Origin of the sequence: Heliomarina baculiformis (assembly GCF_019966545.1) — a bacterium.
Lineage (GTDB): Bacteria > Pseudomonadota > Alphaproteobacteria > Rhodobacterales > Rhodobacteraceae > Heliomarina > Heliomarina baculiformis.
In genome coordinates this window covers 224,876-241,153 of sequence record NZ_JAIMIC010000006.1, presented here as the reverse complement: position 1 = coordinate 241,153, position 16,278 = coordinate 224,876, and the positions used below count along the sequence as shown (strand labels likewise).

At 59.4% G+C, this 16,278-nt stretch carries 16 protein-coding genes; 9 read left to right on the top strand and 7 right to left on the bottom strand.

What is annotated here, in order from left to right:
- Positions 1-27 precede the first annotated feature (27 nt).
- Complete coding sequence (locus MF268_RS15460; RefSeq protein WP_238371767.1) at positions 28-1,233, top strand: TIGR03862 family flavoprotein; 1,206 nt, start codon at positions 28-30, stop codon at positions 1,231-1,233.
- Here the strand turns inward: MF268_RS15460 and holA are convergent.
- The 4 genes from holA to MF268_RS15440 all read right to left on the bottom strand — a co-directional run bounded on the left by holA (position 1,230) and on the right by MF268_RS15440 (position 6,013).
- Entirely contained in the window at positions 1,230-2,255 is a 1,026-nt protein-coding gene (holA, locus tag MF268_RS15455; protein ID WP_238371766.1) for a DNA polymerase III subunit delta, read from the bottom strand. The genes MF268_RS15460 and holA overlap by 4 nt on opposite strands.
- Complete coding sequence (lptE, locus tag MF268_RS15450) at positions 2,252-2,737, bottom strand: LPS assembly lipoprotein LptE (protein WP_238371765.1); 486 nt, start codon at positions 2,735-2,737, stop codon at positions 2,252-2,254. The genes holA and lptE overlap by 4 nt, the downstream gene beginning before the upstream one ends.
- Positions 2,724-5,402, bottom strand: coding sequence for a leucine--tRNA ligase (leuS, locus tag MF268_RS15445; protein WP_238371764.1), 2,679 nt, complete (start codon positions 5,400-5,402; stop codon positions 2,724-2,726). The genes lptE and leuS overlap by 14 nt, the downstream gene beginning before the upstream one ends.
- Positions 5,403-5,506: 104 nt before the next feature.
- The gene (locus tag MF268_RS15440; RefSeq protein WP_238371763.1) at positions 5,507-6,013 is read right to left on the bottom strand and encodes a DUF3576 domain-containing protein; all 507 of its coding nucleotides are present in this window, start codon (positions 6,011-6,013) and stop codon (positions 5,507-5,509) included.
- 321 nt (positions 6,014-6,334) lie between these two features.
- Here MF268_RS15440 and MF268_RS15435 point away from each other — a divergent pair, with 321 nt between their 5' ends.
- Positions 6,335-7,357, top strand: coding sequence for a porin (locus MF268_RS15435; RefSeq protein ID WP_238371762.1), 1,023 nt, complete (start codon positions 6,335-6,337; stop codon positions 7,355-7,357).
- Positions 7,358-7,467: 110 nt separating this feature from the next.
- Positions 7,468-8,121 carry a YggS family pyridoxal phosphate-dependent enzyme gene (locus MF268_RS15430; protein WP_238371761.1) on the top strand — a complete coding sequence of 218 codons (654 nt, stop codon included), beginning with the start codon at positions 7,468-7,470 and terminating at the stop codon, positions 8,119-8,121.
- Here the strand turns inward: MF268_RS15430 and MF268_RS15425 are convergent.
- Positions 8,118-8,612, bottom strand: a complete 495-nt coding sequence (locus MF268_RS15425) for a L,D-transpeptidase family protein (RefSeq protein ID WP_238371760.1) — start codon at positions 8,610-8,612, stop codon at positions 8,118-8,120. The two genes, MF268_RS15430 and MF268_RS15425, sit on opposite strands and share 4 nt — an antisense overlap.
- A complete protein-coding gene (gene ribA / locus MF268_RS15420; protein WP_238371759.1) occupies positions 8,609-9,700 on the bottom strand; it encodes a GTP cyclohydrolase II in 1,092 nt (363 codons plus the stop codon). Before ribA ends, MF268_RS15425 begins: the two co-directional genes overlap by 4 nt.
- A gap of 161 nt (positions 9,701-9,861) precedes the next feature.
- Between ribA and MF268_RS15415 the strand changes: the two genes are divergently transcribed.
- The 5 genes from MF268_RS15415 (at position 9,862) to MF268_RS15395 (ending at position 13,445) form a co-directional block, all read left to right on the top strand.
- The gene (locus MF268_RS15415) at positions 9,862-10,548 is read left to right on the top strand and encodes a response regulator transcription factor (RefSeq protein ID WP_238371758.1); all 687 of its coding nucleotides are present in this window, start codon (positions 9,862-9,864) and stop codon (positions 10,546-10,548) included.
- Positions 10,549-10,794: 246 nt separating this feature from the next.
- Positions 10,795-11,583: an exodeoxyribonuclease III gene (locus MF268_RS15410; RefSeq protein WP_238371757.1), complete on the top strand. Its 789-nt coding sequence runs from the start codon at positions 10,795-10,797 to the stop codon at positions 11,581-11,583.
- A 99-nt stretch (positions 11,584-11,682) separates the two neighbouring features.
- Positions 11,683-12,597, top strand: coding sequence for a thioredoxin (gene trxA, locus MF268_RS15405; RefSeq protein WP_238371756.1), 915 nt, complete (start codon positions 11,683-11,685; stop codon positions 12,595-12,597).
- Positions 12,598-12,624: 27 nt separating this feature from the next.
- Positions 12,625-13,266, top strand: a complete 642-nt coding sequence (locus MF268_RS15400; RefSeq protein ID WP_238371755.1) for an LON peptidase substrate-binding domain-containing protein — start codon at positions 12,625-12,627, stop codon at positions 13,264-13,266.
- Positions 13,257-13,445, top strand: coding sequence for a Trm112 family protein (locus MF268_RS15395; protein WP_238371754.1), 189 nt, complete (start codon positions 13,257-13,259; stop codon positions 13,443-13,445). Before MF268_RS15400 ends, MF268_RS15395 begins: the two co-directional genes overlap by 10 nt.
- A 103-nt stretch (positions 13,446-13,548) precedes the next feature.
- Here MF268_RS15395 and MF268_RS15390 read toward each other — a convergent pair whose 3' ends face one another.
- Entirely contained in the window at positions 13,549-14,811 is a 1,263-nt protein-coding gene (locus MF268_RS15390; protein WP_238371753.1) for an FAD-dependent monooxygenase, read from the bottom strand.
- A 49-nt stretch (positions 14,812-14,860) separates the two neighbouring features.
- Here MF268_RS15390 and MF268_RS15385 point away from each other — a divergent pair, with 49 nt between their 5' ends.
- A complete protein-coding gene (locus MF268_RS15385) occupies positions 14,861-16,195 on the top strand; it encodes an amidase (protein WP_238371752.1) in 1,335 nt (444 codons plus the stop codon).
- Positions 16,196-16,278 lie beyond the last annotated feature (83 nt).

Sequence of the window (16,278 nt, the reverse complement as noted above, 5' to 3'; positions counted from 1 at the left end):
CCGGAGTTTGGCAAGGGCATAGCTTTGATGCGTGATGAAACGGGCGAAATCGAATGCGATGCGCTCGTCATTGGCGGCGGTCCGGCGGGGCTGATGGCGGCGGGTGAGCTTTCCCGCGCTGGACACAAGGTGCTGTTGGCTGAGGCCAAGCCATCCATCGGGCGCAAATTCCTGATGGCCGGGAAATCGGGGCTGAACCTGACGAAGGTCGAAGAGCGCGACAAGTTCATGGCGGCCTACGGAGAAGCTGCGGCGGTTCTGGAACCGATGCTCGACGCCTTTGGGCCTGATGCGGTTCAGGAATGGGCGCAGGGTCTTGGCCAGCCGGTCTTTACGGGGTCGACCGGGCGGGTTTTCCCCGAGGTAATGAAAGCTTCGCCTCTTCTCCGCGCTTGGCTGCGGGAGCTGGCGGAACGGGGTGTTGATACGCATACGCGATGGAGATGGGCAGGGTGGAATGAACGCTCTGCCCTGTTTGAAACACCCGATGGCGCAGTCCGGATGCGGGCAAAAGCGACCGTTCTTGCGACGGGTGGTGCCAGTTGGAAAAGGTTGGGGTCCGACGGGCTTTGGGCTGAAGTTCTGGCTGAAAAAGGCATCAGTCTAGAGCCGTTTGAACCGGCCAACGCGGGCATCTGCGTTGACTGGAGCAGTCATATGGCCCCGTACATGGGGCAGCCATTAAAAAACGTCGCCTTTCGTGCGGGTGCTTTCATGTCGCGTGGCGAAGCTGTGATTTCCGAGCGTGGGTTGGAAGGCGGGGGCATTTACTCCGTGTCGCGTGGAGTGCGCGAAGGTGGAGCGCTGACGATAGATCTTTTGCCGGACCAGAGCGTCGAGGACGTGGCTGAAAGTCTGTCGCGGCCGCGTGGCAAGGCGAGCCTGAGCAATCACCTGCGCAAAAGATTGAAGCTGTCACCGGTGCAGATCGCCTTGCTCAATGAATTTGCCCGGCCCTTGCCGGATGCACCGATGGAATTCGCGGCCCGTATCAAGGCGGTGCCTGTGCGCCACGCCGGTTTGCGCCCGATGGACGAGGCGATCTCGACCGCGGGCGGTGTGGCATGGCGGGCGCTGGATAACACTTTGATGTTGCGCGAGTTTCCTGCTGTCTTCTGTGCCGGAGAGATGATCGACTGGGAGGCACCGACGGGGGGGTATCTTTTGACGGCCTGCCTTGCGACCGGGCGCTGGGCTGGGCGGGCGGCGTCGGACTGGTTGTCGTGTCGCTAAAGCTTGCCCAGCATGGCGAGTTTGATCAGCGCGCGTTCAACGACCGCCATCGCGGGCGCAGTCTGACCGGCCGATCGCAACTGCAAATCGGTATCGGTGAGAACGCCAAGCGCGGTTTCCAGCTTGGGCGCGCCCCAGTTCTGGGCCTGCCTGACTATTCTGTCCCGACGCGGTCCGAAGACAGGCGGGCGCAGGCGACCGACTCCTTCGGCGGCGCCCCCGGGATGGGACGCGGCCGCGTAAAGCGTGCGGAAATGGCGCGTCGCGCCGATGCAGAGGCTGACCGCTGTGGTGCCCTGCGATTGAAGCCGCTGGATCAGCGGCCCGATTTCACCGCTGCGCGATTCCGCGACGACGTTCAGGACATCGTCAAGCGCAGCCTCGGTCGAGCGGGGGGCGACAGCGTCGATATCTTCGATCGAAAGCGGGGTGGAATCGCCGCGCTTGTAGAGCGTCAGTTTTTCCATCGTCTGTGTAAAATCGCCGGGTCCAAGTTCGCGGGCGAGATTGCCCAGAGCGGCCATGCTGTCACCGGGAATATTGGTAAGGCCTGCGTCCAAAAGGATTTTTTCGATCTCCGCACGGCTTGGCGGATCGTCGTAGATACCAACCGCAAAGGCATTACGGTGGGATTCGAACATCTTGCGCAGCTTGGACGATGCCTTGAGCGCGCCAGCGGTCACGATCATCTGGGCATCGCCCGGTGTCCAGTCGTCAAGCGCGGCTGCAAGTGCCGGTGCTGAGTTGTCATTGGCATCTTCGACGAAAACCGCGCGAGTGCCGGGGAAGAAACCGACGGCCTTTACCGCATCTAACAGAGCTGCGGGATCCTTGCGCAGATCGGCCCCCATGATCCGGGTCAGACGCATTTCTTCCTCGGCGGTGGGTCCGAGTAGCGCGGCCAGGACCTGCTGTCGCTTGAGCGCAATGCGCATGGCATCCGCGCCGTAGATCAGCAGCCCGGTACTGTCGGCATCGGGTTTGGCGAAATAGCCGTTGGCATCGCGCGGGCTGAGTTTCATCCCGGCAGGTCCGCGAGCGTATAGATCCGTGCCGTGACACGGTCGGCGAGGCTGCTCATCAATCGGTCAAGCGCGTCAGATTCAGCGGCCAGCGTTTCGACGGTCGACCCTGTGGCGGAATATCCGGCGAAGTCCTGAACCGTTCCCGATGCCAGCAGACTGTCATCCGAAGCCAGCTTGAGTTCATAGCTGACCCGTCCGATGATGCTGAACCGCGTGATTTCGCCCGCCTCGGTGATCGCCTGCCCTTGCCGTTCTAAAACCGGTGCAAGGGTCAGGCGATAGACGTTGGCCTGTGCCCGGCCCAGCCTTTCTTCGAGATTCCGGAGGATCAGGTAGCCTTCTTCGGACTTGGGCGCGACGATAGTGACCTTGCCCTGCAGCGCAGCACCTGTGCCCCCCGGCGCATAGACCGGGGTAAAGCCGCAGGCGGCGAGCGCCAGCGGCAGGGCAAGCAGGAAACGGCGGTTAAATGACGACATTCACGATACGACCGGGGACGACGATGATCTTTTTCGGCGCAGACCCTTCAAGCGCTTTTTTTACAGCATCGACTTCGAGCACGCGTTTTTCAACATCCTCTTTGCCCATTTCGGTCGGAACGCTGATTTCGGCGCGGCGCTTGCCGTTGATCTGGATTGGCAGGGTGACAGTGTTGTCCTGAATCATCGCGTCGTCAGGCGTTGGCCAAGCAGTTTTGGCGAGCAAACCCTCGCCACCGAGGATCGCCCAGATTTCCTCGGCGAGGTGGGGTACCATCGGAGACATGAGCTGGGCGAGCACGCGCAGGGAGGTCCATTTGACCCGTGCGGAGGCCTGAGACTTGTTGATCGTATTCACGAAAGTATAGATTCGCGCGATGGCCGCGTTGAATCCAAAACTTTCAATGCTCTTGGTGACTTCGTCGATGGCCTTGTGGGTCGTGCGCAGCAGTTCATCGTCCAGCGGGTTCTGGCCGAGCTGCATAGAGTCCATCAGGTCCTGAAGCGACTTGTCGAGTTCGCCGACCCCTTCATCGCGCTGATCCGCAAGATCGCGGGCCATGCGCCAGACGCGGACGAGGAATTTATGCGCCGCCTCGGCCCCTGCTGCGGTCCACTCCACGTCACGTTCCGGCGGGCTGTCGGAGAGCACGAACCAGCGGGCAGTGTCCGCGCCATAGGCCGAGATGATATTGACCGGGTCGACCACGTTTTTCTTGGACTTCGACATCTTGGCCGACGGGATGATTTCAACCTCGGTGCCGTCGGCTAGTTTGCCTTCAGTCACGTCCTCGGGCAGGTGATAGACCGGGCGGCCTTTTTCGTCGCGGGTCTGGTAGATCTCATGCGTAACCATGCCTTGGGTGAAAAGCGCATCGAAAGGCTCCCGGCTTTTCTCGGGCAGATGGCCGGTGATGTGCATCGCGCGGGCAAAGAAGCGCGAATAGAGCAGGTGGAGAATCGCGTGCTCAATGCCGCCGATATACTGGTCGACATTCATCCAATAGTCGGCGTCTTCCGCCGAGGTCGGCGTGTCCGCATGGGGCGAGGTGAAGCGCGCGTAGTACCACGAACTGTCCACGAAAGTGTCCATCGTGTCGGTTTCGCGTTTCGCGGGCTTACCGCAGGAAGGGCAGGGCACGTCGCGCCATGTCGGGTGGCGGTCGAGCGGGTTGCCGGGGATGTCAAAGCTGACATCGTCGGGAAGTTCGACCGGCAGGTTTTCTTTCTTTTCAGGCACCACGCCGCAATCGGAACAATGCACCACTGGAATTGGGCAGCCCCAGTATCGCTGACGGGAAAGGCCCCAGTCGCGCAGACGATATTGAGTTTTGCCTTCGCCCCAGCCGTTTTCTTCGGCAAAGGTGATGGTCGTATCGATGGCCTCTTGGCCAGTCGCCTCTTGGAGACCGGCGAAGTGGTTGATCCATTTCACCTCCTGGTCTTTCGGCGGTACAAAGGCCGTCTTGACGATCCGGAAGTAGCGATGCGTTCCGCTCTCGTCTTTGACCTTGGCGATGCAGTCACTGGCGAAATCGGCGTCAGGCATGGTGTCGGGCGCTGTTTCGCAATCTTCTGGCATAAAGGTCGCGACGACGGGCAGATCGTATTTACGGCAGAAATCGAGATCGCGCTGGTCATGGGCGGGGCAGCCGAAAATCGCGCCGGTGCCGTAATCCATCAGGATGAAATTGGCGATCCAGACCGGAAGTTCCCAATTGGGGTCAAGAGGGTGGCGAACCGTGAGGCCGGTGTCAAACCCCAGCTTTTCAGCGGTCTCCAGCTCTTCCGCCGTGGTGCCCCCCTTTTGGCAAAGCTGGCGGAAATCGGCGATCTCAGGGCGTTCGGCGGCAAGTTTGCGCGCCAGCGGGTGATCGGGTGAGATGCCGACAAAGGAAGCGCCCATCAGCGTGTCGGGGCGCGTCGTGTAAACGGTGACCGGGTCAAAACCGTTCTGTACCATATCAAAAGAGAATTGGAGACCTCGGGACTGACCGATCCAGTTTTCCTGCATCAGGCGAACCTTGGCAGGCCAGTTCTCCAGATCATCCAGCGATTCGAGCAGGTCGCCTGCCATCGAGGAAATCTTGAAGAACCATTGAGTCAGTTCGCGCCGTTCGACCTCCGCCCCCGAGCGCCAGCCTTTGCCATCGATTACCTGTTCGTTCGCCAGAACGGTCATGTCGACCGGATCCCAGTTCACGACAGCGTTCTTGCGGTCGACCAGTCCGGCGTCGAGCATGTCGAGGAACAGCGCCTGCTGCTGACCGTAATAATCAGGATCGCAGGTCGCGAATTCGCGGCTCCAGTCGATGGAGAGGCCCAGAGGTTTCATCTGGGCCCGCATTTCGGCGATGTTGTTGTAGGTCCATTCCTTGGGATGACCGCCCGTGGCCATCGCGGCGTTTTCGGCCGGCATCCCGAAGGCGTCCCATCCCATCGGGTGCAGTACATTATGTCCGGTCAGCGCCTTGTAGCGCGCGATCACGTCGCCCATCGTGTAATTGCGCACGTGACCCATATGGATTCGGCCAGACGGATAGGGGAACATCTCGAGCACATAGTATTTGGGGCGCGCGGCATCGCGCTGTGCCTTGAAAATGCCGGATTCTTCCCAGGCGCTTTGCCATTTAGCTTCGATTTCCGCAGGCGAATATCGCGACATGCCGTGTAGTCCCTCAAGTGAAAACGCCGGGCTGGAACCCGGCGTGGTAATAATCGCTGGCGCTTTAGGTGGCCAGACCCTAGCGCGTCATGGTTTCCGTCGCCTTACAACTTCCGGTCGCGGATGCGCAACTGCCGCGCCCGGGCCAGAATGGCGTCTTCGACGGCGCGAGTCGTTGCTGGGCTGACGGCGCCGTTCCGGCTTTGTAGCGAAAGGTTCAGCGAGCGCGCATCAAGCGCGGGGTCGCGAACGTGAACGGTCGCGCGGTAGGAACGTCCGCCGCCCGGCGGGGTGCCGTAGCCGGTGATGATGACACCGGTGAATGGGTCAACTGATTGAACCGGAAGGAAATTCAAGACGTCGAGGGACGCGGCCCAGATATAACGGTTCACGTTTACAGTCTGGTCACCCGAGTCAGGACCGAATACATCCCAGATCGAAGACTTGGCGTAAGTTTCCACATTGCCTTCGCGTCCGAGCTCTACACCACCCGGAGGCGCGGAATTGGCTGCCGTCGTCGAAACGCCGCGCGACCGGTTGCCGCCACATGCTGCAAGCCCGGCGCAAAGCGCGAGAATCAGGGTAGCCTTTAAAGGGCGGTTAAACGTCATATTCCAGTCCCGACAATGCCTTTGGCGAAAGTCCTACCCAAGCAAGTGTCGGGGAGCAAGACCAATGTGGCTGCGAATGATCCAGCGCGAATCCATGTCCGGGGCCAGACGAACCTTTATATTTCAGGCGATTTTGCGGAGATCCGCCAGTGTAATCCGGGGGTCGGGGAAACTGTGGCAAAGCTGCACCATCCGCCACGACTTTGCCGCATTGGGTTTCGCGGCTCTTGCCAAAATGACCCCTAAAGAGCGAAACCCCACTGCATACCACGCCAGATTCTCTGGTTTGGGCGTATGATTTGAAACCGAGGGAAAACAACGATGAAAAAGGTTCTCTTCCTGTCGACTGCAATGATCGCCGCAGCGAGCATGGCAGCAGCCGACGTCCGGATCAGCGGTTACGGCCGTTTTGGTCTTGATTACAACGACCGCAACGAGCGCACCGGCACCAACGGCGCTGGCCTGCCCGCAAACGGCGTTAGCACCACCAACATCACCAGCCGTCTGCGTCTGCAGTTCGACATGTCGACCGAAACCGACGGTGGCGTGACCCTGGGTGCTCGCTTCCGTGCACAGGCTGAAAGCCGTGACAACAATCCTGGCGGCGCGAACTTCAACGGCGCACGTTTCTACGCGACCTACGGCGGCTTCACGCTGGGTGTTGGTAACATCATCGGCGCGATCGAAAACATGTCCGGCCTGTACCTCGAAACCCGTACCGCAGGTATCGGTATCGACGGCGCTGGCTTCCACAGCCTCGTGACCAACGTCAACAACACCTTCTTCGACTGGGATGCGTACTCCTCGTCCGGCGCTGGTGCAAACGGCATCGAAGTCCTGTACTCCGCAGGTGCCTTCTCGGGTCACGTTTCCTACTCGACCGACAACGGCCCGACCTCTGTTGACCGTATCGCTGTGAACGTTGCTTACAGCTTCGGCGACTGGACTGTTGCAGCTGCTGCTCAAGACTCCGACATCATCGGCGAAGACAAAGCCGTTCTGGCTGTCTACGGTGACATCGGCGCCTTCGGCGTTCGTCTGGCCTATGCCGACAACGACGGCATCGACAAATTCGGCCTCTACGGCAACATGGATATCGGCGCAGCGTCGAACATCCTGCTGTTCGTGACTTCGGAAGATCAAGCCGATGCTGGCGCGATCGCTCAGGGCCGTGACAACCGTGACAACAGCGTAGCAAACGCTGGCGATCTCGGTGGCGAAGGTGAATCCTACGGTATCCACTACTCCTACGACCTGGGTGGCGGCGCTTCCTTCGAAGCAGGCGCGGTTCGTTCCTCGAACGACCAGACCCAAGTTCAGGCTGGTGTGTACTTCAGCTTCTAAGCTGCGGTCATCACGCTTGACGTGATTTGGGCGGGTCTTTGGACCCGCCCTTTTCTTTTGCGCCATACTGGTGTTTGTCTGCAGTAAGACGAACAAGAATGGGTGGCGTCATGTCCCTTGAAGAAATCCAGACCCGTATCCGCGCGGCCGAGGAAAAAGCGGGCCGCGAGGTCGGTTCTGTCAACCTGATCGCCGTGTCAAAGGTTCAACCGGATGAGCGGGTGCGTGCGGTGCTGGAACAGGGCCACCGGCAATTCGGCGAAAACAAAGTGCAGGAAGCGGCGGGCAAATGGCCAGCGTTTCGCGAACAGTTCGATGGAATCACGCTGCACCTGATCGGCCCTTTGCAAACGAACAAGGCCCGTCAGGCGATGGAGCTTGCCGAAGTTATTCATTCTTTGGATCGACCCAAGCTGGCAAAGACGATTGCGCGTCTGGCGCAAGATATGGGCAAGTGCCCCGACCTGTTCATACAGGTCAACACCGGCGAAGAAGAACAGAAAGCAGGCGTCATGCCGCGCGATGCGGATGCTTTCGTTGCGGAATGCCGTGGCCTCGATCTTCCGGTTGCCGGGCTGATGTGCATTCCGCCTGTCGATGAAGAGCCATCTCTCCACTTTGCACTGCTGGCAAAAATCGCGGAGCGCAACGGTTTGAGCGGTCTTTCGATGGGAATGAGCGGCGATTTCGAATCTGCCATTGCGCAGGGTGCGACACATGTGCGGGTCGGTTCGGCAATCTTCGGTGAAAGGGATTACACCTAAGGTACGATCAGACGCGTTCCCGGCACCAAATGGGCGCATATCGTTGCCAGATGGTCCCGTCGCAACGCGATGCAGCCTTCGGTCGGGTAACCCGGGCGCCGCCACTGGTGAATGAAAATGGCAGATCCCCGGCCTGGTTTTGCATGAGGCCAGTTCCAGTCTGTCACCAGCACGATGTCATACAGCGGGTCTGAGCGGCGCAACCGCTCGTGGCTAAAGTGATGCGGTACACGGACCTGCAGATTGTATTCGGGATCCTGTACGTCGTCAGACCAGAGATCGCCGGGATGGATTGGGACCGCCCAGTCTGCGGGGCGCGCGAGGCGGTCCGGACGGTACAGCATGCCGACGATACGATGAATGCCGCGCGGTGTTGCGCCATCGCCTTCGCGTTTGCTTTCCGTGACTCCGCGCCGGCCGATAGAACAGGGGTAGCGTTGGTTGCCAAATCTGAGCCCCAGCGGCGTCAGAACAAGATCATCACGACTCATAAGAGGTGGCCCGATTTGCGCGCTTTTGTGGCAAGATATCCTTTGTTGAAGGCGGTTTCGCCAACCTTCAGGGGCACGCGCTCGGCCACATGCACGCCGTTCTTCATCATCATCGCCAGTTTGTTGGGGTTGTTTGTCAGGAGCCGGACAGAACTGAAACCCATTTTCTTGAGGATATCCGACCCAAGCCGGAAATCACGTTCGTCGTCCTCAAAGCCAAGGCGGTGATTGGCCTCGACCGTGTCAAAACCCTGATCCTGCAAAGAGTAGGCGCGCATCTTGTTGGCAAGTCCGATGCCACGCCCCTCCTGGTTGAGGTACAGCAGCACACCGGTGCCCTCAGCACCCATCTGGGCGAGCGCCCCGCGCAACTGTGGCCCGCAATCGCACTTCAGCGATCCCATGACATCGCCGGTGAAACAGGCTGAATGAAGGCGGGCAAGAACCGGTTTTGCCCGGTCCGGACGGCCGATTTCGATGGCATAATGCTCTTCGCCGCCGTCATCTGGCCGATAAATGTACAGCCGGCTTGCCTCAGACACTTCAATTGGCAACCGGGCACTGACCACTTCGTGCAGGGTGCCGGGTTGCAAGAGGTGAGGCGCAGCATCGGCATGTTCGATAAGGGTCAACCCGTGACGGGCCGCGAATTCCTGCCCGCGCGGCAATTCCACTGTGACGGCGGCGGGCAGCAGCCGGGCCGACTTGGCCATCTTGATCGCGAGACGGTGCAGATCCGCGTTGCCGCTGCGCGCCGACACGAGCGGTCCCTTTAGGGGCATGCGCAGATCGTCGGCCGGGTTCGCGACAGATTCGATCCAGGCCAGATCGGCATCTTGGGGCAGGATCACGCGGGCAAGGTCGCCATCGTAAGGTCTCGCCTTCAATGTTTCGGCCCGCCGCGCAGTAATAGCAAGCGTCGCTTCACTGTCCAGTTCCCGCAGATCCGTAAGGCGTTCCGCTGTCAGAACTTCGGCGGATATGGCAAGGATCGCCCCATCGCTGCCGTTGAGCACAATGGGCAGGCCCATACGCAGATCGGCCCTTGCGCGCGCCAGAAGTTCCGAGATGTGCGGCGCGAAGCTCATGACCACTGTCCTTGCTGAAGTCCGAGACTTACCTAAGCCTTCTTTCTGTCAATGTGAAACAATTCGCACGAAATGCACACGTGAGCGTGAAAGAATTGAAGCAAAACTTGTCTTCCCCACCCGGTCGACACATTTCGTTTACCAGCACAGGAGAAATATTCATGGCGCAGCTCAAAAAGATTTTGCTGGTAGACGACGATGACGATTTGCGTGAGGCGCTGAGCGAACAACTCGACATGACCGAGGATTTCGACGTGTTCGAAGCCGCCGACGGCGCAAGTGCGATGGAACGAACTCGCGAAGAGCTATTCGATCTGGTGATTCTCGATGTCGGATTGCCTGATACGGATGGGCGTGAATTGTGCAAAAGAATGCGCAAACAAGGCGTAAAATCTCCGATTTTGATGCTAACTGGCCACGACAGTGACTCGGATACGATCCTGGGACTGGATGCCGGTGCGAATGATTATGTCACAAAACCATTCAAGTTCCCCGTATTGCTGGCAAGAATTCGCGCGCAGCTTCGGCAGCATGAACAATCGGAAGATGCGGTATTTCAATTAGGGCCGTATACTTTCAAACCGGCCATGAAGATGCTGATCACCCAAGATGATCGCAAGATTCGCCTGACGGAGAAAGAAACCAATATTCTCAAGTTCTTGTACCGCTCCACCGAAGGTGTCGTGGCGCGAGAAGTGCTCTTGCACGAAGTCTGGGGATACAATGCCGGGGTAACGACACATACGCTGGAAACGCATATCTATCGGCTTAGACAAAAAATCGAACCAGATCCTTCAAATGCGCGTTTATTGGTAACAGAAAGCGGCGGATATCGATTGGTTGCATAATTTCTTCAATCTCAGGTTGCGTAATTCTGTTCACAGAACTTAAATGGTGATTATGGTAGTTTTAGATATCCCGCGCATATCCGGGTTACGATATGCACCTCCCTGTTGGACTGGCCGGGCCTAGTGCCCGGCCTTTTTTATTTTCCGGACCTGCCGGCCTTTCGACTGACTGATTTGGTCAGCATTCGGGTTTCGCTGCCCGGCGAACTCCCCTAGGGTCGCCGACACCGAAATCGGAGATTGCTCATGTCCTTTACGCTTGCCACCTGGAACATCAATTCGGTCCGGCTGCGAGAGCCGCTTGTTCTTAAGTTGCTGTCCGAGGAGAAGCCGGACGTCCTGTGTCTTCAGGAATGCAAATCGCCGATGGAAAAGATCCCTCTCGAGGGGCTCAAGGCGCTTGGCTATACCCATGTGATCGGGCGCGGGCAAAAGGGTTATAACGGTGTCGCGATCTTCTCGCGTTTGCCGATCCGTGAGGTCGCAGCCAACGATTACGCCTCGCTTGGGCATGCGCGACACATTGCCGGGCAGCTCGAAAACGGAGTCACACTCCACAATTTTTACGTCCCTGCCGGTGGCGACAAGCCCGACCGGGAGATTAACGAGAAATTCGGCCAGAAACTCGACTACCTGACCGAGATGCGCGACGCGTTCCATTCCGACAATCCAAAGAAGTCCATCCTTGTGGGTGATCTCAACATCGCCCCGCGTGAGGACGACGTCTGGAACCACAAGCAGCTTCTGAAGATCGTGAGCCACACGCCGATAGAGGTCGAGCATCTGGGCGCGGCGCAGGAGGCAGGCAACTGGGTCGACATTACCCGTCAGGATATTCCCGAAGGCTTGCTCTATTCCTGGTGGTCCTACCGGGCAAAGGATTGGTCGGCAGCGGACAAGGGCCGCCGGCTGGATCACATCTGGGCAACACCGGATATCTCAAATGCGGCGCATTCCAGCCGGATCCTGCGTGACGCACGTGGCTGGGAGCAGCCCAGTGACCATGCACCCGTCTTCGCGACATTCGATCTCTGAACGGGGTCCAATACTTTTCCCGACCCAGCGACCCTTTGACTTTTTAGCGCCTTGCTCACATATGGAGGGCAACGCGAAACCACTTAACGACAGGTGTTCATGATGGAACTCAACCTAGGCACGGCCCCTGACGCGGATCTGATCAAGGATACGACCGAAGCCAACTTTATGACGGATGTCGTTCAGGCCAGCCAGGACGTTCCGATCATCGTCGATTTCTGGGCGCCCTGGTGTGGTCCCTGCAAGACACTTGGCCCGATGCTCGAGGATGCGGTTCGCGCAGCCAAGGGCGCGGTCAAAATGGTCAAGGTCAACGTGGACGAAGCGCAGATGATCGCGGGTCAGCTGCAGATCCAGTCGATCCCGACCGTTTATGCATTCTACAAGGGGCAGCCTGTTGACGGATTCCAAGGCGCGCAGCCGCAATCTGAAATCAAGGCTTTCGTTGACCGGGTTGCCCGGCAAGGTGGCGGTTCCGCCCCCGGCGATGAGCTGGCCGAAGCAGTCGAGGCAGCCGAAGCCATGCTAGAAGAGGGCGCGGTGACGGATGCGGCTCAGACCTTTGCTGCGATTCTCGGGGAGGAACCCAATCACCCGGGCGCTTATGCCGGGCTGGTCAAAGCGCATATCGCGCTGGGCGAGCTCGACAAGGCCGAGGCCATTCTGAACGGTGCGCCTGCCGAAATTTCGACTTCGGCAGAACTGGAAGCGGCGCATGCGCAGATCGAACTGGCGCGTCAGGCCGAAGGTGCTGGCCCGGTTGCCGAACTGCAGGCCGCCGTCGACGCAAATCCCGAAGATCTTCAGGCGCGTTTTGATCTGGCGCTGGCACTTTCCGCCAACGGCAAGCAGGGCGAGGCTGTGGATCAGTTGCTGGAGCTGTTCCGCCGTGATCGAGAGTGGAACGAAAGCGCCGCGAAAACGCAGCTTTTCACGATTTTCGACGCCCTGAAACCCAACGATCCGATCGTGCTCAACGGGCGGCGCAAGCTCTCCTCGATGATATTTGCCTAAGGGAGGGCGAGGGCTAGATTGCATTTCATGCTGAAAGCCTCGGACCTGCCTGATACCTTACCGGTGTTCCCCCTGCCGGGAGCACTGCTGTTGCCCCGGTCGCGCCTGCCGCTCCACCTGTTCGAGCCGCGCTATCTCCAGATGCTGGACGATACGCTCAAGACGTCTCATCGTCTGATCGGAATGATCCAGCCTAACCCGCGACCGGGCGGCGAGAACACGCTGCACAGTATCGGGTGCGCGGGGCGTGTCACGCAGTTTTCCGAGACCGAGGATGGCAGGTACATGATCACCCTGGGCGGGATTTCCCGTTTTCGGGTCAACAACGAAGTGTCCGGGTTCACGCCGTATCGACGTTGCGAGGTGGAATGGACCGGGTTCGACCGCGATCTGGGTCGTGCGGAAACCGATGCGAATTTCAATCGCGAGCAGTTCCTTGCCATTTTGCAGAGGCTTTTCGAGCATCGCAACATGTCCACCGACTGGGCCACGCTGAAAGAGGCAGAGGACGAACTGCTAATCAATTCTCTTTCGATGCTTCTGGACTTTACGCCCGAGGACAAACAGGCTTTGCTCGAAGCCCCTTCGCTGACCACGCGCCGCGAGACGCTGGTCACCCTTATCGAATTTGCCATGCGGAGTGGCGACGGAGAAGAAAAATGGCAGTAAGAGACACCGAAACTGGCTTTGATCGGCGCATGCTCGAGGCGTTGATCTGTCCGCAGACGCATACGACGCTGGAATATGATGCCGAGGCTCAGGAGTTGATCTCAAAACCCGCGGGGCTGGCCTTTCCGATCCGGAACGGGATCCCGGTGATGTTGGTCGACGAGGCGAGGGAACTCTAATTGCCTAATTGCCGCGAGCGAGGGTTCCGTTCCCAGCAGCCGTTTCCGAGATCCGGCTTTTGCAAGATCGCGGTGAATGCCAAAACGCGGAGTAATCGCCTATTCAGAGCGGTCGACCGCGCATCAGACGTGGCAGGTCGCCGCTTAGTCCAGCCGCCTCACGGATAAATCCGCGTCGAAGGGCAGGGGCCGCATTGATCAATCCCATGCCGATGTCGCGCCCCAGACGCAGCAGCGGGTTATCATTGGAAAACAGCCGGTTGAACGTGTCGGTTGCGAGCGCCATCGAAGCCGTATCGAAACGGCGCCATTGCTGGTAACGACCAAGAACCAATGGCGATGCCGGGTCCTCGCCGCGTCGCTTGGCATCGGCGAGCGTTTCGGCCAGCGCTGCCACATCGCGAAGACCGGCGTTCAGCCCCTGTCCTGCGATCGGGTGAACACCATGCGCCGCGTCGCCGACAAGCGCAAGCCTGTCAGCAATCATCGCATTGGCAAGGGTGAGGCCAAGCGGGTAGGTGAACCGTTTCCCCGCCAGCGCTATCTCACCAAGGAAATCGCCAAAGCGCGGCTGTAGTGCTGCCAGATAGCCGGCATCGTCGAGAGCGTTGATTTCACGGGCAAGCTCGGTTGTTTCGCTCCAGACGATTGAACTGCGATTGCCGGTGAGGGGCAGTATAGCAAGCGGTCCCGAAGGCATGAAGAACTGGTGCGCGACGCCGTTATGCGGCTGTTCATGCGAGATTGAGCAGACCAGGGCGGTCTGACCATAGTCCCACCCTGTACGCTTGATTCCTGCCCTTTGTGCAGTACCGCTGCTGCGCCCGTCGCAGCCGATGACAATCGCGCCGGATACCTGCGATCCGTCGTCAAGTGTCAGGCTTACGCCGCTTGCGTCCGCGGTTTGGCCGGTGACGGACTTGCCATTCAAAAGCGTCACGCCATTCGTTTTGCGCAATTTGTCCAGCAAGGTACGGCGCAGGTGCCGGTCCTCGACCATGTAACCCATCGGGCCTTCTTCGATCTCGCGATGATCGAAGTGCATGAAGAACGGCGAAGGGCCTTGCCCGGCATGGCCGTCGGTCACCTTGATGTCGAGCATCGGCTGTGCGTCGTTGGCAAGCTGGTCCCACAATCCGATCCCGTCCAGCAGCCTTTGTGATCCAAGCGCCAGTGCGTAAGAGCGCCCGTCAAAGTCGGGATTTTCGCGCGGGTCGATCTCAAGCGCGTCGATAACGGTGACCGCGAATCCCGCCTGAGCAAGCGCCAAGGCAAGAGCAGGTCCGTTCAAGCCGCCACCGACGATGAGAATTTCATCCTTTGTACTCATGCTTGCCAATATGCGGTCGGATGCAGGATTGTCCATGCGCATTGCTGTCGCTACCGTCTGCGCGAAAACAAAAGGGACAAGTGGAATGCAGAACTGGCTGAGCATGACGGCGGCTGATATTGGGCGTGGCATCGAAAAAGGAGAGATCGACCCGGTCGCCTTGGCCGAGACCTACCTGGACGCCATCGAAGGTCACGAATTCCGCGACCGCATCTACGCCCGTCTAACCCGCGAACGCGCACTGGCCGAAGCTCAGGCCGCGGCGGATCGGGCCAAAGCAGGGCTGCGCCTGTCGCCGCTTGACGGTGTGCCGATCAGCTGGAAAGACCTGTTCGACACGGCAGGCGTCGTGACCGAAGCAGGCTCCGCCCTGCTCAAGGGCCGTGTGCCGGACAGCGACGCGCATGTCCTCGAGCGTGCGACACAGGCGGGGCTGGTCTGCCTTGGAAAAACGCATATGAGCGAACTGGCCTTTTCGGGGCTCGGGTACAATCCGATCACGCAAACCTCGCCCTGCGTGAACGATCATGCAGCAGTAGCTGGCGGCTCTTCCTCGGGCGCGGCCACATCGGTAGCCTTTGGTCTGGCCGCCGCGGGAATCGGATCGGATACCGGCGGATCTGTCCGGGTGCCGGCGGCATGGAACGATCTTGTCGGTCTCAAGACCACCTCGGACGTTCTGAGTCTCGAAGGTGTCGTCCCGCTGATCTACAGCTTTGATACCGTTGGTCCACTGACACGAAGTGTCGAGGATGCGGCCCTTTTGCTGAGCGCGATGGGCGGCGGCAAGGCTCCCGATCTGCGGGGCGCATCGCTTGAAGGTCGCCGGTTTGCGATAATGGGTTCAGTCGCCCTTGATGACGTCGAGGATCAGCCACGCGCCGCCTTTGAGGCGAGCGTCGAACGACTGAAAGCAGCGGGTGCCACGGTTGAAACGCTTGAATTTCCCGAAATTGCCGAGGCGCTGTCGCTGACCGCCGTTCTGTATTGCGGCGAGGCCTATGGCATCTGGCGCGACAAGATCGAGGAAAACCCCAAGCTGATGTTTTCCGAGATTCGGACGCGGTTCCGCGCGGGTGCCGAGTTTTCGGCGGCGGACTTCACGTCGGGCTGGCTGCGGCTCAAGGCGATCCGCAAGGCGTATCAGGCGGTTTCCGCCGGTTATGACGCGGTGATCCTTCCGAGCAGCCCGCTGATGCCGTCCAACCTCGAACGGTTGCAAAACGATGGCGATTACTACGTCAAGGCGAACCTGCTGGCGCTTCGCAATACGCGCATGGGGAACTTGCTGGGCCTTTGTTCCCTGACGCTGCCGACGGGCACGCCGAGCTGCGGGCTTATGATGCAGGTACAGCCCAACTGTGAAGCGGCGCTGCTCAGGCTGGGCGCGGCAGCCGAGGTGGCATTGAGTAACACATAAAAACCACAAATCGCCTCTCATCTCTCAGTTGGTCTGGACGCAAGGGCAGGGGGGCGGTAACTTGCTTCAAAACGGGGCGTTAT